This is a genomic window from Actinomadura sp. 7K507 (genome assembly GCF_004348425.1).
In the GTDB taxonomy this organism is placed as follows: domain Bacteria; phylum Actinomycetota; class Actinomycetes; order Streptosporangiales; family Streptosporangiaceae; genus Spirillospora.
In genome coordinates this window covers 1-21,381 of the sequence record NZ_SMKK01000002.1, presented here as the reverse complement: position 1 = coordinate 21,381, position 21,381 = coordinate 1, and the positions used below count along the sequence as shown (strand labels likewise).

The following is a 21,381-nucleotide window of genomic DNA, read 5'->3' as shown; positions in this document are numbered from 1 at the left end:
GGGCTCCTCTAGAAGGCGCGGTCGAGGCCGTCGACCGGGGACTGCGGGGTGGACGGCTGCAGCGGGAGGGGGTCGAACGAGAGCGTGGCGTGGTTGATGGGGAATCGGGTCGGCATCGTGCCGGTGGCGCGGGCGTACGCGCAGGCCACAGCGGCCAGGGCCGGGGCCACCGCGAGTTCGCCCGCGCCGCCGGGCTCGTCACCGCTGGGCGGCATGACGATCACGCGTGTCTCCAGCGGGGTGTTCCACTGGCGGGTGTAGAAGTCGTTGTCCCAGCTGCCTTCGAGCGGGATGCCGTCCTTGATGTGCAGGCTGGAGGTGAGCGCCATCGCGATGCCGTCGCTGAGGCCGCCGATCATCTGGGCGTCCAGGCCGCGCGGGTTGATCGGCAGTCCCACGTCCACCACGACCAGGGCGCGTGTCACGCGGGGTCCGGTGACGCCGTTCCTGATCGGGCGGTTGACGGTTTCGGGACGGCAGTCGAGCTCGACGAGGACCGCGCACGCGGACCGGTACTCGGCGGCCAGGGCGATGCCCTGGGCGACTTCGTCGGGCAGGGACCGCCCCCAGTCGCCCTCGGAGGCCGCCTTGTCCAGGATGGCGCGCGTCTTGGCGTGCTCCAGGAACTGGCGGCGGAATTCCACCGGGTCCTTGTCCAGTTCGGCGGCGAGCCGGTCCACGACCAGTTCCCGTGCGCACACCATGTTCGGCGAGTAGACGTTGCGCATGCTTCCGGTCTTGAACTTCAGCGGAACCTCGGTCAGCGTCTGCTTGTTCCTGCCGAACTTGTAGGGCGTCGACTGGCTCAGATGGAAGAAGACCTGGGCGATGGCGTCGTTGACGACGATCGGGATGTCGGCCGCGTTGGCGGTGACCATGTCGCCGAAGCCGTGGCTGAAGCTGGTCTGGGTGCTGACGTGCCGCTGCTCGTAGCCGACCACGTCCCTGCCGCGGTAGGCGGCGCGGACGCGGGAGACGCTCATCGGATGCGTGCGTCCCTGGCGGACGCTGTCCGTCCGGGACCAGGACAGCTTGACCGGTTTGCCTATCTTCTTGGAGATCTCCGCCGCCTCCACCACCGCGTCGGTGTGCAGCCGCCGCCCGAACGAGCCGCCGCCCTCGACCACGTGCACCTTCACGGCCGACACCCGAAGGCCCAGGTGCTTGGCGATCTCGCTCTGCGCGTCGCCCGGGACCTTCAGGCTGGCCCAGACCTCGGCGCCGCCGGCGCGCACGTCCGCGACCGCGACGTCCGGTTCCAGCGGGGAGTTGCTGGCGAACATGAAGGCGAACTCGGCGTCGACGGTCTTGCTGAACAGCGGCGGGCCCGACACCCTCGGCACCGCCCTGCGCAGCTTAGCCAGCACCGTGTCGTCGGACTCCCCGGCCACCGGACCGGGACGCCAGGCCACCTCGAGGGCCCGGACCGCGTCGATGCACTGGCCGAACGTCCGCCCGCGCACCGCCACCCCGTGCTCGAGTTCCGCGACGTCGGTGATCCCGGGCATGGCCCGCACGGCCGCGGCATTGCCAACGGACTCGACCGTCCCGTCGATGGTCGGCGGTCGCCGCACCATCGTCGGCAGGGCGTCCGGGACGTCCAGGTCCATGCCGAACTGCTTGCGTCCCGTCACGGCGGCCAGGGCGTCCACCCGGTTCGTCGGCTGGCCCACGACGGTGAACCGGGACATCTCCTTCGGCGTCGCCGAGACCTGCGTGGTGCGCGACACCGCGGCGGCCTTCGCCAGCGACCCGTAGGACGCCCGCTTGCCTCCGCCCAGCACCGCACCGTCCTTGGTGGTCAGCGTGGACGCGTCCACGTGCCAGGCTCGCGCGGCGGTAGCCACCAGCTGCCTCCGCGCGATCGCCGCGGCCGTACGTACCGGCGTGTAGAGCGAGCGGACCGACGTGGAGCCGCCGGTGAACTGGTTGAACAGCAACTCGGGCCGGGCGTCGGAAAGGGTCACGGTGACCTTGTCCAGCGGCAGGTCCATCTCCTCGGCGATCAGCATCGCCACGGTCGTGGTGATGCCCTGCCCCACCTCGGCGCGGGGCACCGCGAACGACGCCGTGCCGTTCTCGTGCACCTGGACGGCCACCAGCCCCGACGTCGGCGCCGACGCGAGCCGCACCAGGTCACCGACGTCGAAGATCTCCTCGGGCTGGGGAAGGGACGGTCCTCGCGCTTCGGCCGGCTCCGCGGTCCATTGCACGGCCACCGCCAGCGTCGGAGCCGTGACCAGGTAGCCGAGGAAGCGCCTGCGGCGCAGGCCCTCGCCCGTTTCGTTCGTGGGATGGCTGTCTTCCATGGTGCTCCTGCAGATGGGGTGGCGGCCTCAACGGTGGAGCAGGACGTTGATCTCGGCAGACCCTGCTCGTAGGGCGAGTGCGGTGTACTGGCTCGCGATGATACAGAGATACGAGACAAGTTTCACTATATCCGCGGACAGGATCAGGAAGCATGGGCCGCCTTTATTGGCGTGTCGCCAATAGGCTATTGTCGCCACGCCAGTAACGCTCTAGGGTCGGGGACCACCAAGCTCCCGGCCAGGCCACCGGTGGTCCCTCGTGATCTCCGTCTTCGCGCCAGGCGCATGCGGGGCCCGCCGGTTCCGCGCCCCGCCCGTTAAGGAAGTGGGAGGTCCCTTGTCCGCCATCGACATCCCGCGGCGTGTGCACGGCCTGCTGGACGAGGTCGGCGAGCTGTTCGTCATCGCCCTGGAGGCCCTCCGCCGGACGTGGGACGTGCGGAACTGGGCCTGGGAGTTCGCCGAGCAGGCGTGGTTCCTCGCCCGCGTGACGAGCCTCCCGGTGATCCTCGTGTCGCTGCCGCTCGGGGCGACGGTCGCGCTCCAGGTCGGGCAGCTCGCGGCGCAGCTCGGCGCCCAGTCCGCGACCGGCGGCGCGGTCGTGGTCGGGCTGGTGCGCGAGGTCGCGCCGATCGCCGCCGCGCTGATCATCGCCGGGGCCGGCGGGGCGGCGATGACCGCCGACATGGGCGCCCGCCGGATCCGCGACGAGCTGTCGGCGATGGAGGCGATGGCGGTCAACCCCGTCCACCGGCTCGTCACGCCCCGGCTCTGGGCGGGCAGCCTCATCTCGACGCTGCTGGCGTCCCTGGTCATCGTCTCGGGGGCGGCCGGGGGGTTCGTGTTCAACGTCCTGCTGCAGGACGTCACGCCGGGCGCCTACTTCGACGGCGCGGTGTCGCTGCTCCAGACGTCCGACCTGCTGGTGACGCTGCTGAAGTCGTGGCTGTTCGGGGTGGTCGCGGCCGTGGTGGCCTGCTACATGGGGATGAGCTGCGAGGCGAGCCCCGTCGGCGTCGGCCGCGCCGTCAACCGCGCGATCGTGGTCGCGTTCCTGCTGGTGTTCGCCCTCAACTACGTGATCACGACGGTGTACTTCGTCGCGTTCCCGCCGAAGATCTGATGGCCGGCCTGCCCGCGATGGGGAAAGCCGCCCCGCGCGCCGTCCATGCGGGGGCGGCGGCGCTTCAGCGCTCCGGGGATCTGGCCCAGTGGCCGGTGTTCGTCTACCGGATCCTGCTGTACACGGTGCGGGACCTCTTCCTCCGCCGCAAGTACACCAAGACCATCGCCCGCCATGTCAGCGACGTGGTGGTCGGCGTCGGCGCCAGCGTGGTCGGCGGCGGCATGATCTTCGTCATCTTCACGATGGCGTTCTTCGTCGGTACCGAGGTCGGCCTCCAGGGCTACACCGGCCTCCAGTCGATCGGCGCGCAGTCGTTCATGGGGCTGGTCGGGTCGTTCGCGAACGTCCGCGAGATCACCCCGGTGATCGCCGCGGTGGCGCTCGCCGCGCAGTGCGGGTCGGCGTTCACCGCCGAGCTGGGCGCGATGCGCATCGCCGAGGAGATCGACGCCCTGGAGGTCATGGGCATCGGGTCGTTCGCCTACCTGGTGTGCACCCGCGTCGTCGCGGCGATGATCGCGCTCGTCCCGCTGTACCTGATCGCGCTGTTCGCCAGCTTCTTCGCGACCCGGCTGATCAGCACCGGCTTCTTCGATCTGGCCCCCGGCGTCTACGACTACTACTTCCGGCTCTACCTGCCGACGATCGACCTGGTCTACAGCGCGATCAAGGTCGGGGTGTTCGCCTTCGCGGTGATCACGATCCACTGCTTCTACGGCTACTACGCGACCGGCGGCCCGGCGGGCGTGGGACGCGCGGCGGGCCGCGCGATCAGGTTGTCCATCATCGTGATCGTCGTGCTGAACCTGCTGCTGTCCTACGTGTTCTGGGGCAACGCCGCGACAGTGAGGCTGACCGGATGATCAACGAAGAGATCCCGCTGCGCCGCCGCCTGCTGATCAGCGCGCTCACGCTCGCGGTGGCGGCGGCCGCCCTGTACCTGCTGATCGCCCGCCCGGGCCGGGACCCCGGCACGCTGCTGACCGCGGATTTCGGCCACGCCGGACAGGGCCTCGGCACCGGTGCCCCGGTGAAGATCCGCGGCGTGACGGTCGGGTCGGTGGCGGAGGTCGGGCTGACCGGCGGCGGACGAGCGCGCCTCGCCCTGCGGCTGGACGAGGGGACACGGGTCCCCGACACCGTCACCGCGTCCATCGTGCCCGCGTCGGCGTTCGGCCCCAAGTACGTCGACCTCGTCCCCGGCGCCCATGCCGCGACCGGCCCCTACCTGGCGTCCGGGGCGCGGATCACCCGGACGTCCGACCCGCGCGACCTGTCGGACCTGCTCGCCCGCGCCGACACCGCCCTCGGCGCCGCCGACGCGCGGGAGGTCCAGACCATCGTGCGGACGGTCGCCGCCGGCCTCGACGGCCAGGGCACCCGGCTCGGGGAGACCATCGACCAGACGGGCGTCCTGCTGAACGTCGCGCACCGCAACCGCGGCAACGCCCGCCGGTTCATCGGCGACTCCGCCGACCTCACCGGCGCCCTGTCCGACAAGGGCGACGAGCTGACCGGCATCTCCGGTGACGCCAACGCCCTGATCGGCACGGCCGCGCAGGGCCGCGGCAGGCTGGCCGGGTTCGCCGACGGCCTGTCGGACGTGTCGCTGCTGGTGGCACACGGGTTCGACAAGCGCGGCGGGCAGCTGGGGCAGGCGTTCCGGTCCTCCGAGCGCACCGCCTGGATCATCTACGCGCAGCTCGGCCTGGTCGGTGACGCCGTACGCACCGGGAACCAGTTGCTGCCCCTCTACGGCGAGCTGACGTCGCTGAAGGGCCCCGGCGGCAAGAACTACCTGCGCTCCCAGGGCTACCTGCCGTCCGACCCGTGCGGGCTGATCCTCGGGTTGTGCGGCCCGTACGGCGGCGGCAGGGGAGGGGGCTGACATGGCGTTCCGGTTCCCCGGCGGCAAGCGGGCCCGCGCCCGCGCGGGCCTCCTGGTCCGGCTGGTGTCCTTCGTGACGGTCACCGGCCTCCTCACCGTGATCATCGGGATGCAGATCGCCCGCGTCGACACCGCCGGCGGCTGGCGGCTGACCGCCACGTTCGACGACGCCAGCGGGCTGCTGGAGGGCGACGAGGTGAAGATCGCCGGGGCGCCGGTCGGCCGGGTGGACGAGGTCAAGGTCGTGGACGGCAAGGCCCGCGTCGCCCTCACGGTCCGCGACTCGGTGCAGGTTCCCGCCGACAGCGAGGCCGCGATCCGGTGGCGCGACGCCATGGGCCGCCGCGTCGTGTACCTGCTGCCCGGCAAGAGCCCGCAGAAGATGCGGCCCGACGCGCACATCACCCGGACCCGCTCCGTCGTGGACGGCAGCGCGCTGATCGAGCAGCTCGGCCCCCTCGTCCGCAGCCTGGACGCCAAGCAGGTCAACACGGTGCTGGTGTCGCTGTCGCAGGCACTCGACGGGAACGCGGGCAACATCGACCGGCTGATCGCGGACATCGACGTGCTGTCGGCGACGATCGCGCGGCGCCGCGCCATGCTGAAGCAGATGCTGGGCGACTACGCGACCGTCACGGGCATCATCGCCCGCCGCGACAAGCAGATCAGCTCCGCCGTGGACGACCTGGTCAGCCTCAGCGACGCGTTCGCCGACAACCGCAAGCTCATCGACGGCACCCTCGTCCAGCTCGCCACCCTCGCGCGGACCTCGGACTCGGTGCTGACGCGCAACGAACGCGAACTCGGCCAGGTCGTCGAGAGGCTGTCCGCGTTCAGTGCCGGGGTGGGCCGCAACGAGGGCGCGCTGGTCGACGTCCTCCGGTCGGTGACGCCGAAGCTCCAGCGCATCTTCGCCGCCGCGGACAACGGCCAGTTCGTGGAGGCCGCCATCCCGTGCCTGACGCTCGCGGCGCCGCCCTGCCCGTACCCGACGCGGCTGCCCGGCGCACGCGAGGGCGCCGAGGGCATCGACACACCGAAGGAACTGGAGAACCTCATGGTCGGGGGCACGCGATGGTGACGAGGCCGTTCCGCGACGGTGACCGCGGCCGGAACGGGCCCGGTTTCCCGGCAGGCCCGCTGCTCGTGGGGAGGCGATGGGGTTGAAGTCGTTCCGCGACCGCAACCGGATCGCGGTCGGGATGGTGTCGGCGGGCACGCTCCTCGCGCTCGTCGCCTCCGTGTACCTGATCGGCACCCGCGGGATGTTCCAGGACCGCTACGCCATCACCGGCGTCTTCGCCGCCACCGGAAACCTGCGCTCCGGGGACGAGGTGCGTGTCGCGGGCGTCCGGGTCGGCGAGGTCACCTCCGTGGAGGCCGATCACCGGCGCGGCCATGTGGTGGTCGGCTGGAAGGTGGACGGCGAGGTCGACCTCGGTCCCGCCACCCGCGCGGAGATCAAGGTCGCCAACGTCCTCGGCGGACGGTACCTGCGCCTGTCCGGCCCGGTCGCGGAACCGCACCTGGCCGACCTGAGCGAGGACAAGCGGCGCATTCCTCTCGAACGCACCCAGGTGCCCACCACGATCAACGAGGTGCTGGACGAGTCCACCCGCACGGTCGCCAAGCTCGACACCAGGGCGATCAACAAGATCGTGGCCGAGCTGAACGGGATCGGCGACGACGACCGCGGCAGGCTCGGCGACGCGCTGACCAACCTCGCGAAGCTCGCCGAGACGGTGAACGAGTCCGACCCGCAGATCAAGAAGCTGCTCGACGACGGCGACCGCGTCCTCAAGCTCGCCCGCGCCAAGGACACCGAACTGTCCCGGCTGCTCACCAACGTCCGGACCATGCTGGACGAACTGCAGAAGCGCCGCACCGAGCTGGCCGCCTTCCTCGGCAGCGGCAACCGCACGGTCGAGACCCTCACCAGGACCATCGACCAGCAGCAGGCGAAACTGCTCTCGCTCATCACCGACCTGCGCGGCACGCTCGGCACGCTCCGGCCCGTGACCGGCGACTTCAACGCCCTGCTCGCCTGGGCCGGCCCGACCCTGTCCGGGCTGGCCGGGACCGGCGGACGGGGACCGTGGCTGGAGGTCCTCTCCACCGGCCTCGGGCCGCTGTCCCCGAAGGACCTCGCCGGACTCGCCGAACTCGCACCGAAGGAGGCCCGGCGATGAGGCACAGGCCGATCGCGGCGGCCGCCGCCCTCCTGCTGATCCCCGCGCTCGGCGGCTGCGGGGTCGTGTCCGAGCCCACCTACCCGATGACGGTGTACTTCGCCAAGGCACCCTCCCTCTACGAGGAGTCCCAGGTGAAGGTGATGGGCGCCGACGCCGGGACCATCACCGCCGTCAAGAGCGAGCACCGCCGCGTCCGCGTGGACATCGAGGTCAAACGTTCCGTGCCCGTACCGGCCGGGGCGCACGCCGCCGTCGAGTCCGCCGACGCGCTCGGCGAACGGTTCGTGACCCTGCACCCCGTCTGGAAGTCCGGCATGCCCAAGGCCGGGCCGGGGACGGTCATTCCGCAAGAACGCACCGAACTGCCCGTCGAGGTCGACGACGCACTCGCCGCGTTCGCCAAGCTCAACAGGTCGATCGACGCCGGAAACCTCGGCCCCGCCATGCACCGCGCCGCCGAGAACCTGCGCGGCCGGGGCGACGGCATCAACGACGCCCTGCACGACACGTCCGAACTGACCCGCGACCTCGCCGCCCAGGACAAGCGGATCGCCTCGCTCGCCGAGGGCCTGCACCACCTGGCCGCCGACCTCAACGGACGCGACAAGAAGCTGTCCGACCTGCTGCGGTCCTTCTCCAGCACCAGCCGCACCCTCGCCGAGGAACGCCAGAAGCTCCGCGCCTTCATCGCCGGCCTAGCCGCCGCCATCCGCAAGAGCGAGGTGCTCATCACCGCCTACCGGGAGAAGCTGCCGAGCACGGTCGCCGACCTCTCCAACATCGTGCTGAGCCTCAAGGGCAACGTCACCGGCCTCACCCAGGCCATCGACAGCCTTGGCCGGTTCGCCGACGTCGCCGTCCAGGCCTGGGACCGCCGCAACCACGTCGCCACTATCCGCCTCGTCGTGCACGGCACGGTCCGGGCGTGGCTTCAGCCCCTCTTCACGGCACTGGGGTGGGGCACCGTCCCCTGCGTCGAGGGCGACCCCGCCCTCGCCGACTGCGCTCCGCCTCCGGGAGGGCCGTGATGACACGCAGACTCTCGACCTGCCTGCTGGCCCTCGCCATGCTCATCGGCGCCGGGGGCTGCTCCGTGACGACGGTCGGGGCCCCAAAGGGCGACGTGACCCTGCACGCCACCTTCGACGACGTGCAGAGCCTCGTCACCGGGCACAGCGTCCAGGTCGCCGACATCCGCGTCGGCACCGTCACCGGAATCCGGCTGGACGGCTACCGCGCCCGCGTCACCATGTCGCTGCGCGACGACCGGCGCGTCCCCACCGGAACCACCGCCACGGTCGCCAAGTCGTCGCTGCTCGGCGAGAACTACGTGCGGCTCGACCTGGCGCCCGGACGCCGCCTCGACACCGGCCCGTACCTCGCGTCCGGCGCCACCATCGGCCGCACCTCCGTCCAGGCCGACCTGGAGCAGATCAGCGCGAAGGTCGGCCCGCTGCTCGCCGCCCTCAGCGGCCAGGACATCGCCACCATCACCGGCGAGTCCTCCACCGCGCTCGGCGGCAAGGGCCGCAAGCTGAACACCCTCGTCGCCCGCGCCGCCGACGTCGGCGACCAGTACGCCGCCGCCAGCGCCGACCTCGGCCGCGCCCTCGACTCGCTCGCGCGGCTCGGCACGTCGCTCCGCAAGGGCTCCAAGGAACTCGACCGGTTGCCGGGCAGCGTCGAACTCGCCGCCCAGCGTCTCCAGGACGACCGCGCCAACCTCAAGCGCACCATCCAGGCGCTGCTGGAACTCGCCACCTCCGTCAACGCCAAGGTGCAGAAGCGCCACGCGGCGCGCCTCGCCGTCCTCCTCGAACGCGCGGACGAGCTGCTCACCGCGGCCCTCCGCGGCAGCGACGAGCTGAAGACCCTCGCCGGGACGGTCCTGAACTTCCTGCGCGGCCCCTCCGTGTCGCACAGCGGTCAGGCCCTCCTCTTCCTGTGGATCAAGGGTTTCCTGCCGCACCCCGGCGCCGCCACCACCGCGTCCGGCGGGAGCCGGAACCTCAACGGGCTGCTGAGGCCGCGCTCATGAGGCGCCCCCCTGCCGCCGCCGACCATGTCCTCCTCGTCCCGTTGAGGTCGCGCCCATGAGAGTTCCCCGCGTCAGGTATCCCCGCGTCACCGTCAACCTCGTCTTCTTCGCACTGCTCGGCGTGGCCCTCGCGGTCTGGGCCGCGCGCAGCCTCATCCACATCGACGCGCTGGAACGGCCCTTCACCGTCACGGCCGACTTCGAGACCTCGCCCGGCCTGCACGGCGACCTGGAGGTCACGCACCTCGGCGTCGCCGTCGGCGAGGTCGGCGACATCCGGCTGAGCGGCGATCACGTCGCGGTCGCCCTCGATATCCGCCGGGACGCCCGGATCCCCTCCGGCGTCGGCGCACGTGTCCTGCGCAAGTCCGCGATCGGCGAGCCTTACATCGAGCTCACCCCGTCGGAGGCGACCGGGACCCGGATACTGAAGGAAGGCGACCACATCCCGGTCTCCCGGACCGCCGGGACCACCGACTACAAGCAGCTGTTCGAGGGCCTCAGCACCACCCTCGACGCCGTCGACCCCCGCGACACCCGCACACTCGTCCACGAGCTGGCCACCGGCCTCGAAGGACGCGGCACCGACCTGCACGACATGATCTCCGACACCCACCGCCTCACCGGAACCCTCGCGGCCGAGGCCGGCACGCTGGACGCCCTCTCCCGCGAACTCACCCGCCTCACCGCCACGCTCACGGCCCACCGCGGGGACATCGCCTCCGGCGTCAACGACCTGGCCCTGTTCAGCGCGTCCCTGCGCCAGTCCACCCGTGACCTCGACAGCGTCCTCGACAACGGTCCCGGCGCCATGAAGAACCTGCACGGCCTCCTCCAGGACGCCCGCCCCGGCCTCGACTGCCTCCTCACCGCCGCGGCGACGCCCACCGCCCCGCTGATGACCGACGCCAACCGGAAGAAGATCAATCACGTCCTGCGGCTCGTGCCGACGCTCCAAGCCCTAGTGGCGGACGTCACCGCCACCGACGCCAGTGGGAAATACCTCCGCGTCTCGCCCGTCATCACCCTCACCGGCCCGGCCAAGGCGGCGACCGAGTACACCACCCCGGTACCCAAGCCCGTCCCCCCGCGCCTCACCTACTGCGACGCGAACGTCGAGGACCCGGAGGCCGCGGAGGCCGCCGCCAAGGTCAGGCCCACGCCCGGAGCACGCAACGACAACCCACCGGCCGGCAGCGCGCCGAACGCCGACATGCGCCCGGTGGGGGACGGCGGGGACCGCTCGTCCTCACGCTGGCTGCCTCTGCTGCCGCCCGTGCTCGGGGGCCTCATCGTCCTCGCCGCCGCCTTCAACACCCTCAGCGCCTTTGTCCGGCGCCGTACCCGATAAGCCCCTGGAGGACCAGTGACCAGGACCGGCACCACCAAGCCCACCAAGCCGGAGACACCGGAGGCCCCCGACACCGACACCAGCGCCGACACCGACACCAGCGCCGACACCGACACCAGCGCTGAGGCCGACGCCGGCGCAGCGGAAACGTCCGAGACGAAGTCCGCGAAGGCGAAGCCGGACGAGCCCGAAGAGTCCGGAAAGACCGAGGAGTCGGGTGAGACCAAGGCGGACGAGGCCGAAGCGCAGAAGGTCGGCGAGCGCGGGACCGGCAGGCGCGCGTGGGCGCGGGCGCCGGCCAGGGCGGGGCTGGTCAAGGCCACGATCGCGGTGGCGCTCGTCGGTTCGGTGATCACGGCCGGGTTGCAGTGGTACCAGGCCGACCGCGCGGCGGAGCGGGACGCGGAGCGGCAGCGAGTCCGGACCAGCGCGGCCGAGTTCGGTGAGGCGCTCCTCAGCTATGACCACACCAAGCTGCAAGAGGCACGGAACCGGGTTCTCGGGCTGGCGTCGGACGACTTCGCCAAGACCTACGACGAGGCGTTCACCGGCGGGCTCGAAGGCGTCATCACCAAGCTGAAGGCGGACGCGACGGCGACCGTCCGCAGCGTGTATCTGGGGGAGATCGAGTCCGGTACCGCGAAGGCCGTCGTCGTCATGGACTCCGAGGTGAAGAGCACGTCGGGCACCCGCCGCGTCCTCGGGTCCTACCTCGACATGCGGCTGACTCGCCGGGGCGAGGAGTGGAAGGTCACCGAGGTCACCTCGGTCGGCTCGGCGAACGAGACCATGACCGACCCCAAGGGGGAGCAGAAGAAGCCGGACTCGGGAGCCCCCTCACCGGCCCCGAGCCCCTGATCGGCGCCAAGACTCGGTCCATCCCAGCGAGCGATTCGGCGGACCCCCGCCTTCCCCCTCACGGGTGAGGAGTCGGGCGGTGTCGGCGGGGCTGTGGACCATGGTGCTGCTCGCGCTGGCGGGCAGCGCGTTCGTGCTGCTCAACCTGATCGAGTTGGCCGTGGACGGCACCGTTCACGACCGGGACGGCCGCTCGGACTGGGAGGGGTTCGGCCAACGGCTCGGCTTCGCCGCCGTGGCGGCGTTGTTCCTCGCGACGGCGGTGTCGTGGCGGCATCGGACGCGGAACAGTTGCCCACGGTGCGGCGGACCGGCTCACCCGCCGGGCTCGGTGCCGTCCGTGGTGCGTCCCGCGCCGGCGGCACCCGGCGTCATCCGCCGCGTCGCTCACATCGGAAGCCTGGCGGTCGTCCCTTCAGGGACTGGTGCGCAAATGGGGGACGACCTTCCCGCGCTGGACGCTGTGGCTATCCGGCAAGCGGGTGCCGCGCTTCCTGCCCCTGGCCCCGGTCTGGCTGATCGCGCCCACCCTCGCGGCCTACGGCACGGGTGCCTGGTTCTATCTCATCCTCCAGTTCACAGGCGTGCTGAACATGAACGGCTCGCCTTCCGAATACCTCCTCGGCTGCGCCGCCGCCACCGCGTTCGCCGGCTACGGGTGGGCTCTGGGAATCGCGGCCGTGTCCTATCAGAGACGGACCCGACCCCACTGCGTGGTCGGCCCGCCATCTCAGCTGGAACTTGTCTCCGCTACATCGACGTCTGGTGGGTTGTAGTCGGCGTAGGCGCGCTCCCGATCGTCGCCTCCCGGCGAAGCCGGGAGGCGGCAGGGACGGGCAGCGGGGTCCGGGGGGCTACCACTGGTGCGCATCCGCCAGACTGGGGCGGAGGCGTGCATGTTCGACATATGGAGGCGGTATGGGCTCATCCCGGCGAGTGCCCCGGCGGATCTACGAGCGTGAACTTCTCCGGCTGCAGGAGCAGTTGATGGTCATGCAGGACTGGGCACGCGCCGAGGGGGTGCGCATCGCCGTGGTGTTCGAGGGACGGGACGCCTCCGGCAAGGGCGGCACCATCAAACGCGTCACCGAGTACCTCAATCCCCGCGTCGCCCGCATCGCCGCGCTCCCGACGCCGACCGAGCGGCAGCGAACCCAGTGGTACTTCCAGCGGTACGTCGAACACCTGCCCGCGGCCGGGGAGATCGTCCTGTTCGACCGGTCCTGGTACAACCGCGCGGGCGTCGAACGGGTCATGGGCTTCTGCACCGACCAGGAGTACAGGCGCTTCTTGCACCAGTGCCCGACCTTCGAGCGCATGCTCGTCGAGGACGGCGTCCTGCTGCGCAAATACTGGTTCTCCGTCAGCGACGCCGAGCAGGAACGCCGCTTCCGTAAACGGCTCGAAGATCCCATGCGGCGGTGGAAACTGTCCGCCATGGACTTGGAGTCGATATCGCGCTGGGAGGAGTACTCGCGCGCCAAGGACGAGATGCTCGTCCACACCAATATCCCCGAGGCGCCCTGGTTCGAGGTCGAAAGCGACGACAAGCGCCGGGCCCGCATCAACATGATTTCCCATTTGCTGTCGAGCATCCCCTACCAGGAAGTGAAGCATCCGCCGCTCCAGCTCCCCGAACGCCCGCCTTCCAAGGGCTACGAGCGCCCCCCGCGAGACGCGCAGACCCACGTCCCGGACCACGCGGCCACCCTCCAAGGCTGACGCGCTTCCCGGGGCCCACTCGCTGAACTCGGTCACGGACGTTGCTGTCCGCACACGGCGAAAAAGCTCCAGGAGTCGGGCGACCGCGCGTTCGCCGTGTTCATCAGGTTGGCCTTGCCTTGGCCGAGAACATGATCTTGTGGCCTGCAGCCTGCAGGGGGTGCTGCTCCCGACGCCTGACCGAGGGTGGGTTCGTCGGCGTGGTATAGCGATCGGCTCAAGCTCTGCAGTCCGATCCAATACTCACCCTGCCGTCTTGAGTAGCCACCCGAGCCCGGCTCCAGATCTGCCACCAACAGGACACCTTGCGACCACAAACCCGGCATATGCCTATAAATAGACACCAATCCTTCCCTGCCAAAAACCCAAACAGCGTGCTCCGGTGGGCGTCGCGGCGGTAGCGTCCTACCGTTCTGGTGTCGGGCGGGTAGGCCGCCCGGCGCCCCGGAACCCGCGTGCGACCGTCTGCCGGCCTCGCGCGCCCAGCAGAGACGGAGCCGTAGATGGAGCGAGTACTCATCGTGGTCGTGGTGATCCTGGTGGCGCTGATCGCGGCGCTGCTGGCCGGATTCCTGAAGTGGCTCGACAGCGGCAAGGTCGTCGGGGCCATCGCAGCCGCGGCCGCTGCTTTCGCCGCCGCGGTTCCGGTGGTCGTCCTGCTCATGAAAACGGGCGGCATCGCGTGAGCAAGGACGCGAGAACAGTGCTTCCGGTCGCCGGAGGAGTTGCGATGTCGCCTGAAGTGCGGATACCAGTGCGTGACCTGGGAAACCTTCTCGGCTTTCATGATGCCTGCCGCGTCATCGCCGGTCTTCTGACTCTGAGAGACCGGGCGCGAAACCGACCGCAGAGTGACCGGATTTCCCCATGGGACCGGCTCTTGGTCCACGCGGACAAGTCGCAGCAGCCGATGGGACCTTTGGTGCGGGAATGCATGCTCCTGTACCGCGACGAGGAGTACCGGGCGTTGGTGCCACGCTTTCCTCCAACGGCCGACGGCGCTCTGCGTCATCTGGTCAAGGCGGTCGATCGAGTCGACGATCTCAATGAGTGCCTGGACCAGTGCTTCCAGGATCTGTCCGAAGCGCACGCGAAAAGCGGGAATTACTTTACTCGCAACGATGTCGCGCGGTTGATGGTGGCGGCCGTGGATCCCCAGGAAGGCCATCGGGTGCTCGATCCGGTGTGCGGGTCAGCCGGGTTGCTCATAGGCGTCACCCGTCACGTGTCCGAACGCACGGGTCGGCCGACGAACCTCGAACTGACCGGCCAGGACGTTCACGCCTCCACGCTGCACGTGGCGCGAATGAACCTGACCGCCCGCAACCTGATGGCGCATCTTCCTGACCCGATGGACAGTCTCGCGCGACCCGCCGAGTCCTCCTACGACGTCATCCTGGCCAATCCGCCGTTCAACGACTCGTTGCCTGCCGAACCGCGTGCGGACGATCCGAGGTGGTCGGACGCGGCGGCGCCCCCACGGGACAATGCGAACTTGGCGTGGATGCTCCATATCGCCCATGCGCTTGCTCCTGCGGGCAGGGCGGCGATCCTCATGGCGGACGGGGCCGCCACCGGGGCGCGGCAGGCGGAGCAGCGGGTGCGCGAACGGCTCGTCCAAGACGACGTCGTCGAATGTGTGGTGGCTCTGCCGCCGGGCCTGTTCCCTCACAGCCGCGCTCCCTGTTGCCTGTGGCTGCTCAATACCGACAAAGGCCCCCGCGACGACTGGGGGAGTAGCGACCGTCAGGGCAAGGTTCTCTTCATCAACGCGCGGACGGCCTACGAACCGGTGCCGAGGACGCGCAAGCGTCGCCTCAGTCCGGAAGGGGTCGAGCAGGTGCTGTACACACTTGGGGCGTGGCGAGGCGCGGCCGGCCAATACCGTGACGAGGCTGGTTGGTGCCGTTCCGTCGACGCCACGGAGATCGCCGGTCAGCTATACGACCTGCAACCGCCGAGGTACACCGGTGAGCTCGCCGTCGATGGTGCTCCAGGGCAGCGGCAGATCGAGGAACTCGCCGCCGAACTCCGGGACAGGTTCGAAGAGGCGCGCATGCTGGAGGCCGACCTGCTCCGGGTTCTGGACGAGCTGTGATCCGTGAACTCGCCTCTACGGGCTGGCAGCGGACGACCGTGAAGGAGGCGGCGGATCTGAAGGTCACCTACGGGCTCCCCGAGCAGGAGCTTCCCCGCGGACGGGGAGTGATCAGAGCCGCTGACATCAGCGATGGCCGCCTCCGGACGTCCCCTCCGGCCCTTGCCGCGGTGCCGGGCGCCAAGGACAGTCGTGCCATCCTCGCCGAGGGCGACCTTGTCGTGGTGCTCGTCCGCCGGGTGGGTGACGCGGCACTGATCGACCATCGGCATTCCGGCTGGGTCTCTACACGCTCCGTCGGCATCCTCCGCTCACGGAACCGCGCCACCACCCGCTGGCTGAAGATCTGGTTCCAGACACCGATCGCCCGTGCGTGGTTCGACCGGCATGTGTCGGCGCACGTCGAGCCGACCTTGAGCATCGACCGGCTGAGGGCGATGGAGGTGGCAGTCCCTCCCCCAGAACAAATCGAGACCATCACTCGGTTGGTCGAGCTGGTGCAGGACAAAAGGGACCTGAACCAGCGTATCGCCGCAGACGCCGTCGCCTTGGCCGACGCTCATCACGCCATGCTGGCGCGGCGGCATGAACATTCGTGGACACCTTCCACGTTCGGTGCCGTCGCTTCGGTGATGACCGGCCGACCAGGTCGGCCGCAGCCCTCCTTGAGCGGTGTCGCGACGTCCCGGGTAGCGCCGGCCGACGTCCTGGCCGCAGATCCGCCCTACATCCAAGGAGGAGGAGAGGAAACGCTCGCGGAGCCGGGCGACGTCTGTGAACCGGGAACCGTGCTGGTCGCGTCAAGACCCGAGGGCGCCCGCGCCGCATTGACCTGGTTGCCGACCACCCCGAACCGGGGGGTCCTCGCGGTGCGTCCGTCCGAGCCCTCGGACCGCTGGTGGCTGCTGCATGAGATTCGGTCCCGAAGCGAGGACCTTCCCAAGATCGCGCAAGGTCGGCAGGCCAGAGAGATCAGCCGACGGGCATTCACGCGGCTGGAACTGTCCTGGCCCGGTCCCGAAGTTCGTCGGCGGTTCCAGGAAACGGTCGAACCTCTTCACGGCAGAGCTCGCTTGGCCCTTGAGGAGAATCGGTTGCTGGAGGAATTGCTTGATCGGGTGCTGCGGGACGTGTCCTCGATCGCAGCACGCATCTGACGGCATCACCCTGAGGCCGCAGGTTGGACCGTCCGTTCTCCGCATCGACCTGTTTCGCGCTACCGGTGATACCCCAGCTGAGAGTGGCGGTGCTGTGTGTAGGACGGCGCCCGCCAAGGCGGTAGGTCGAGCTGCCCGACGTGGTGGGTCCGTGGTTGTCTGAGCTTCTGTACCCGACAGGTGTGTTAGCCGACGCTGCGGATTCCAGGTGGAGTGGGGTCATCGTGCCGAAGACCGTCCAGTTGAGGACGTACACGATCAGGGAAGGCCTGCTCGAAGAGTGGGCGGCCAAATGGCGGGAGTCGGTGGTCCCGCTGCGGTTGAAGCTGGGGTTCGGGATCGGCGGTGCCTGGCTTGATCACGAGCGCAGCCGGTTCGTGTGGGTGATCTGGTACGAGGGGGAGGAGACGTTCGAGGAGGCGAACCAGCGGTACTGGGCCTCGCCGGAGCGGGAGGCGATGGGGCTGGATCCGTCCGAGTACCTGGTCGATCGGGACGTGCGGGTGGTCGAGCAGGTCTACTGATCGGGATCGGGGAGCAGGTGGGCGAGCCGTTCTTCTTGCGCCAGCGGGCGGAACACTCGGCTCCTGGCCTCGGCTTTCAGGACGTCCAGGTCGACCTGAAAGGGCCAGAGGCGGGCGGTGCCGTCGAAGGAGGCGGAGATGACGGTCTGGCTGTCCGGAGTCCAGGTGACGGAGACGACCGGGCCGCGATGGACACCGATCACGCCGATCTCGGCGTAGGTCCTGCCCGCCCAGAGACGGACGGTGCGGTCGTAAGAGGCAGTGGCGATCATGAAGCCGTCGGGTGACCATGCCACGCCGGCGACGCGGGCCTCGTGGGCGTCGAGGACGGCCAGTTGCTCGCCGGTGGCGGTGTCCCAGACGCGGGCGGTGCCGTCGGCGGAGCCGGTGACGACCCGGCGTGCGTCGGGGGACCAGGCGATGTCGTCGACCCAGTTGGCGTGGCCGTGCAGCGTCACGACTTCGCGGCTGCCATTGACCTTCCAGATACGGGCGGTGCGGTCATCGGAGGTGGAGCCGAGCCGCGTCCCGGTGGGCGACCAAGTGAGGCCGACGACCCAGTCGTGGTGACCGGCCAGGCTCTCGGTGGATTCGTGGTCGCCGCCGGGGTGAATGCTGATCGTGCGGTCGTGGCCTGCGGTTGCGAAGGTGTCCGAGCCGGGGCGCCAGGTCACGGCCTCATGAATGTCGCTGGTCGGAATTCGTTCGCCGGAGATGTCACTAGGAGCGGCTTCATCCAGTCTCCACAGGCCGATCGTGCGGTCGCTGGAGCAGGAGAGCAAGACCGTGCGGCCTTCCGTGCTGGTCCAGGCGAGATCGTGGACGGTGTCCTGGTGGTCGGTGACCGTGGCGTGGAGGGTGCCGTCGGCGGCGTCCCAGATCCGGATCGCCGCGTCGTCGCCACCGGTGGCGATCAACCGTCCGGACGGCGTGACCGCGGCGGCGCGGACGGGGCCGCGATGGCCGGCCAGTTGGAGACTCTCGGCGCCCTTGGGGGCGACGTCCCAGATGCGAGCGGTGGTGTCGGCCGAGCCGGTGGCCAGATGCGCGCCGTCGGGCGACCACACGACGCCCCACACGTCGTCGGTGTGACCGCGGAGGGCGAAGATCTCCTCGCTGGTCTGCGGGTTCCAGACGCGAGCGGTGTTGTCGCTGCCGCAACTGGCCAGGTAGGTGCCGTCCGGTGACCACGCCACGTTCCACACCCGGGTGCCGTGGCAGCGGATGAGACCGGTCTGTGCCGAGGAGCGGACGTCCCAGATGCGCATGGTGGCTTCGCCTCCGGCCGACGCGACGAAGGCTCCATCAGGGGACCAGGCGACACCTTCCACGAAGTCCTGGTGACCGCGGAGCACCGCGACCGAGCCGGCGGCGAGATCCCAGATACGGACGGTCCTGTCATGGGATCCGGTGGCCAGCAGGTTGCTGCTGGGCGAGAAGGCGATGCCGAGGATGTTGTCGGTGTGACCGTGCAGCTCGTCCAGGAGTTCGTAGGTGTCGGCCCGCCAGATTCGCACCACCCGGTCGCGGGCTCCTGAGGCGATCTTCGTCCCGTCCGGTGCCCAGGCGACGGTTCGCACGACATCGGTCGCGCCCGTCAGCGCGGCCAGCGTGCGGCCGGTGGTGGTGTCCCAGACGCGGACGGTGTGGTCGCGGGAGGCCGTGGCGATGCGGCGGGCGTCCGGTGCCCAGACGACCATCTCCACCATGCCGTGGTGGCCTTCCAGTACGGCGACGTTGGATCCGGTGGTCGCGTCCCACAACCGGCAGGTGCCATCGCGGGACGCGGTGGCGATCAGGGCCCCGTCGGGTGACCAGGCGAGGTTGCGGACCGCGTCGGTGTGCCCGTCCAGCACGTGGGTCAGGTGGCTGAAGGGCAACGCCGCCATGAGCGCTCGTGTGGCGGCCGGGGTCGGCGGGCACTCCGACAGCGCTGCCATGGCCAGCAGGATCGCCAGCTCGGGGTATTGCTCGGCATTGGCAAGAACGTACTGGCCGATCCCCTCCGACACGCGCCGCAGGAACGCCAGGTCGCGCCGTTTGGACGCCTCGGTGAACGCGCGGATCTCGCCACTGTCCTGCCCGGCCGACTCCAGGCCCTCCAGCCATTGCAACGCGAGCTGGAGCCGCTCGCCGGTGAGCAGGTAGTCGACTTTATGCCCGGCCTGGCGCCAGTCCGCGGCCCATCGCTCCAGTTCTGCGCGGCGCCGCAGCAGCTCCGCCCGCGCCTCTACCTCTTGGCGCAGCGGCGCCCACTGGCGGAACAGCGCCTCGTGCGCGACCTGCGCGATGGGCGTTCCCTCCCACACGTCGGTGACCAGCAGCCGGGCCTCCACGAATGCGGTGACGACGCGTCGCTCGTCCTCGCTCAGATCGTCCAGGACGACGCGGCGGCGGGTGGCCTCGGTCCCTTCCGTGGTGACGAACTTGAACAGCACCGCCAGGATCGGCTCAATGCCCTCGCCTCCGCGCAGCGCGGTGACGAGCTGGTCGGCCTGCCGCGACAGCGCGCCTGCAACCCCGCCGAGCCGACGATACTCATCGAACGTGGCGACCTTCCCGCGCCCGGACGCGAAATACAGCTCCTGCAGCAGATAGGCCAACAGCGGCAGTGCATCAGCCGTCCCGGTGTCCTCGACGATCCTGGTGACCAGGCCGGGCTCGAACCGCAGCCCGGTCAGTGTGCCCGGCGCCTCGATCACAGTCGCGAGTTCGGCCCGCGTCAACGCGCCGAGCGCTATGGGACGGACGAACAGCGCTGCATGGCCTGTCTCCAGGAAGGAGCGCAGAAACTCAATGCGGACCGTCGCCACCACCCACAACCTGGAATCGGCGCGCAACGCCGCCGACAGCGCCGACAGGAACAGGTCCCCCCTGGTCGGATCCGGCGAGCGTGAACACCTCTTCCAACTGGTCGACGGTGATGAGCACGCGGCCGTCGCGCCGCCCCGAACGCCGCCGCGCCTGGGCGACCAGTTCGGCCAGCGCGGACGGCGTGCCCCGCAACCGTTCGGCGTCCCGAGCGTTGCCGAACGTCGTCGCCAACGCAGCCATCGGATCAGACCCCGGCGTCAGCACCGGCTGCACCAGCCAGCGGCGCCCTCGCAACCTGGGAATCAACCCCGCCTGCACCATCGACGACTTGCCACTTCCCGACGCCCCGGCGACCACCACGAACCGCTCACCATCGCGCTGGTACAGCTGACGGAGCAGCGTGCTCACCGGTTCGTCCCGTCCGAAGAACACCGCCGCCTCGTCCTCGGCGAACGCCTCCAGCCCCGGATACGGAGTGCGACCCGGATCCCACTCGCGCTCCGGCGCTCGCGGCGGATTCTCCAGCCGCGCCGACACCGCCGTCAGCACGATCAACGCGACGATCAGTACCCCGAGCCCGGGAACGGCGATCTTGCGCAGCAGATCCAGCGGCAGCGGCGCGTCCTCGCCCCCGGTCGCGTAGTTCGTCAGGATGCCCAGAAGAGCGAGCACGACCACCAGCAAGACGTTCAACGCGATGTTCAGGCGGGGCCTCATTCGCCGCACCACCGGCACCCGCCGCCCATCTCGCTACCCACGCGACTCGCCGAGCACGGATGTCCTTCCAAGGGTCCAGAAGCTCAATTGTCCCCGGCGGACGGGAGAACGGAACCGGGCACGCGCACTGCGACCAGTTGAGGCCGCGCGCAGTGGGACGCCGTTCGACCTACGGTCACATCCGGCCTGATGGGACGGGCCGGATGGGTGCACGGACGGCCGTGCGGAGGGCGGCGCGGGTCAGCAGGAGGACGGGGCCGTTGGGGTCCTTGCTGTCGCGGACGATGATCATGCCGGAGACGGCGGCCAGTTCCACGCAGTCGCCGCCATTGGAGCCGCTGTGAGTGCTCTTGCGCCAGTGGCGTCGGGGACGCTCGCCAGCTCGACGCACTCGCCGCCGTTGGGGCCGCTGTGTGTGCTTCGGCGCCAGTTGAGGTTTCCCAGGGGCATGGAGCCAGTGTCGGACGTGCGGCTGGGCTTGTCAGCGGGCGTGTCCGCTTGGCCGGGGTTGCCTCTGGGATAGGTGGACGGGCTCAGCTCTTGCTTGTGGGGAGGGTGGATACGGCGGGTCGTCCGGGGTGGGGGAC

General features: G+C 70.0%; 18 protein-coding genes and 1 pseudogene. 15 read left to right on the top strand and 4 right to left on the bottom strand.

Annotation, left to right across the window (positions count from 1 at the left end):
* Nucleotides 1-8 precede the first annotated feature (8 nt).
* Nucleotides 9-2,309 (bottom strand): molybdopterin cofactor-binding domain-containing protein, encoded by a 2,301-nt coding sequence (locus tag E1285_RS00760; protein WP_132146489.1) that lies wholly within the window; start codon nucleotides 2,307-2,309, stop codon nucleotides 9-11.
* 337 nt (nucleotides 2,310-2,646) lie between these two features.
* On the opposite strand from E1285_RS00760, the gene E1285_RS00755 reads away from it, so the two are divergent.
* The 15 genes from E1285_RS00755 to E1285_RS00685 all read left to right on the top strand — a co-directional run bounded on the left by E1285_RS00755 (nucleotide 2,647) and on the right by E1285_RS00685 (nucleotide 17,263).
* Nucleotides 2,647-3,432, top strand: coding sequence for an ABC transporter permease (locus E1285_RS00755; protein WP_243722450.1), 786 nt, complete (start codon nucleotides 2,647-2,649; stop codon nucleotides 3,430-3,432).
* On the top strand, nucleotides 3,432-4,298 hold the full coding sequence (locus tag E1285_RS00750) for an ABC transporter permease (RefSeq protein WP_243722449.1): 867 nt from the start codon (nucleotides 3,432-3,434) through the stop codon (nucleotides 4,296-4,298). Before E1285_RS00755 ends, E1285_RS00750 begins: the two co-directional genes overlap by 1 nt.
* Complete coding sequence (locus E1285_RS00745) at nucleotides 4,295-5,323, top strand: MlaD family protein (RefSeq protein ID WP_132146483.1); 1,029 nt, start codon at nucleotides 4,295-4,297, stop codon at nucleotides 5,321-5,323. Before E1285_RS00750 ends, E1285_RS00745 begins: the two co-directional genes overlap by 4 nt.
* 1 nt (nucleotide 5,324) lies before the next feature.
* Nucleotides 5,325-6,404: an MCE family protein gene (locus tag E1285_RS00740; RefSeq protein WP_132146480.1), complete on the top strand. Its 1,080-nt coding sequence runs from the start codon at nucleotides 5,325-5,327 to the stop codon at nucleotides 6,402-6,404.
* 76 nt (nucleotides 6,405-6,480) lie between these two features.
* The gene (locus E1285_RS00735; protein WP_132146477.1) at nucleotides 6,481-7,512 is read left to right on the top strand and encodes an MlaD family protein; all 1,032 of its coding nucleotides are present in this window, start codon (nucleotides 6,481-6,483) and stop codon (nucleotides 7,510-7,512) included.
* Nucleotides 7,509-8,543 carry an MCE family protein gene (locus tag E1285_RS00730; RefSeq protein ID WP_132146474.1) on the top strand — a complete coding sequence of 345 codons (1,035 nt, stop codon included), beginning with the start codon at nucleotides 7,509-7,511 and terminating at the stop codon, nucleotides 8,541-8,543. Before E1285_RS00735 ends, E1285_RS00730 begins: the two co-directional genes overlap by 4 nt.
* Nucleotides 8,543-9,553 carry an MCE family protein gene (locus E1285_RS00725; protein ID WP_132146471.1) on the top strand — a complete coding sequence of 337 codons (1,011 nt, stop codon included), beginning with the start codon at nucleotides 8,543-8,545 and terminating at the stop codon, nucleotides 9,551-9,553. The genes E1285_RS00730 and E1285_RS00725 overlap by 1 nt, the downstream gene beginning before the upstream one ends.
* 55 nt (nucleotides 9,554-9,608) lie before the next feature.
* The gene (locus E1285_RS00720) at nucleotides 9,609-10,904 is read left to right on the top strand and encodes an MCE family protein (protein WP_132146468.1); all 1,296 of its coding nucleotides are present in this window, start codon (nucleotides 9,609-9,611) and stop codon (nucleotides 10,902-10,904) included.
* 15 nt (nucleotides 10,905-10,919) lie between these two features.
* The gene (locus E1285_RS00715) at nucleotides 10,920-11,762 is read left to right on the top strand and encodes a hypothetical protein (RefSeq protein WP_132146465.1); all 843 of its coding nucleotides are present in this window, start codon (nucleotides 10,920-10,922) and stop codon (nucleotides 11,760-11,762) included.
* 425 nt (nucleotides 11,763-12,187) lie between these two features.
* On the top strand, nucleotides 12,188-12,538 hold the full coding sequence (locus E1285_RS00710) for a hypothetical protein (protein WP_132146462.1): 351 nt from the start codon (nucleotides 12,188-12,190) through the stop codon (nucleotides 12,536-12,538).
* A 142-nt stretch (nucleotides 12,539-12,680) separates the two neighbouring features.
* A complete protein-coding gene (gene ppk2 / locus E1285_RS00705; RefSeq protein WP_132146459.1) occupies nucleotides 12,681-13,484 on the top strand; it encodes a polyphosphate kinase 2 in 804 nt (267 codons plus the stop codon).
* Between the two features lie 503 nt (nucleotides 13,485-13,987).
* A complete protein-coding gene (locus E1285_RS00700; protein WP_132146456.1) occupies nucleotides 13,988-14,170 on the top strand; it encodes a hypothetical protein in 183 nt (60 codons plus the stop codon).
* Nucleotides 14,171-14,214: 44 nt separating this feature from the next.
* Nucleotides 14,215-15,582 (top strand): N-6 DNA methylase, encoded by a 1,368-nt coding sequence (locus E1285_RS00695; RefSeq protein ID WP_132146453.1) that lies wholly within the window; start codon nucleotides 14,215-14,217, stop codon nucleotides 15,580-15,582.
* Nucleotides 15,579-16,739 carry a hypothetical protein gene (locus E1285_RS00690; protein WP_132146450.1) on the top strand — a complete coding sequence of 387 codons (1,161 nt, stop codon included), beginning with the start codon at nucleotides 15,579-15,581 and terminating at the stop codon, nucleotides 16,737-16,739. Before E1285_RS00695 ends, E1285_RS00690 begins: the two co-directional genes overlap by 4 nt.
* A 224-nt stretch (nucleotides 16,740-16,963) precedes the next feature.
* On the top strand, nucleotides 16,964-17,263 hold the full coding sequence (locus E1285_RS00685) for an NIPSNAP family protein (protein ID WP_132146447.1): 300 nt from the start codon (nucleotides 16,964-16,966) through the stop codon (nucleotides 17,261-17,263).
* Here E1285_RS00685 and E1285_RS48365 read toward each other — a convergent pair.
* From E1285_RS48365 to E1285_RS00675, 3 genes and pseudogenes are all read right to left on the bottom strand, one after another.
* A complete protein-coding gene (locus E1285_RS48365; protein WP_347814053.1) occupies nucleotides 17,257-18,963 on the bottom strand; it encodes a WD40 repeat domain-containing protein in 1,707 nt (568 codons plus the stop codon). The two genes, E1285_RS00685 and E1285_RS48365, sit on opposite strands and share 7 nt — an antisense overlap.
* Before the next feature lie 45 nt (nucleotides 18,964-19,008).
* Nucleotides 19,009-20,794: pseudogene (locus tag E1285_RS48360) on the bottom strand (WD40 repeat domain-containing protein); the annotation flags it as partial.
* A gap of 175 nt (nucleotides 20,795-20,969) precedes the next feature.
* Nucleotides 20,970-21,110, bottom strand: coding sequence for a DUF397 domain-containing protein (locus E1285_RS00675; RefSeq protein WP_347814050.1), 141 nt, complete (start codon nucleotides 21,108-21,110; stop codon nucleotides 20,970-20,972).
* Nucleotides 21,111-21,381: the final 271 nt, after the last annotated feature.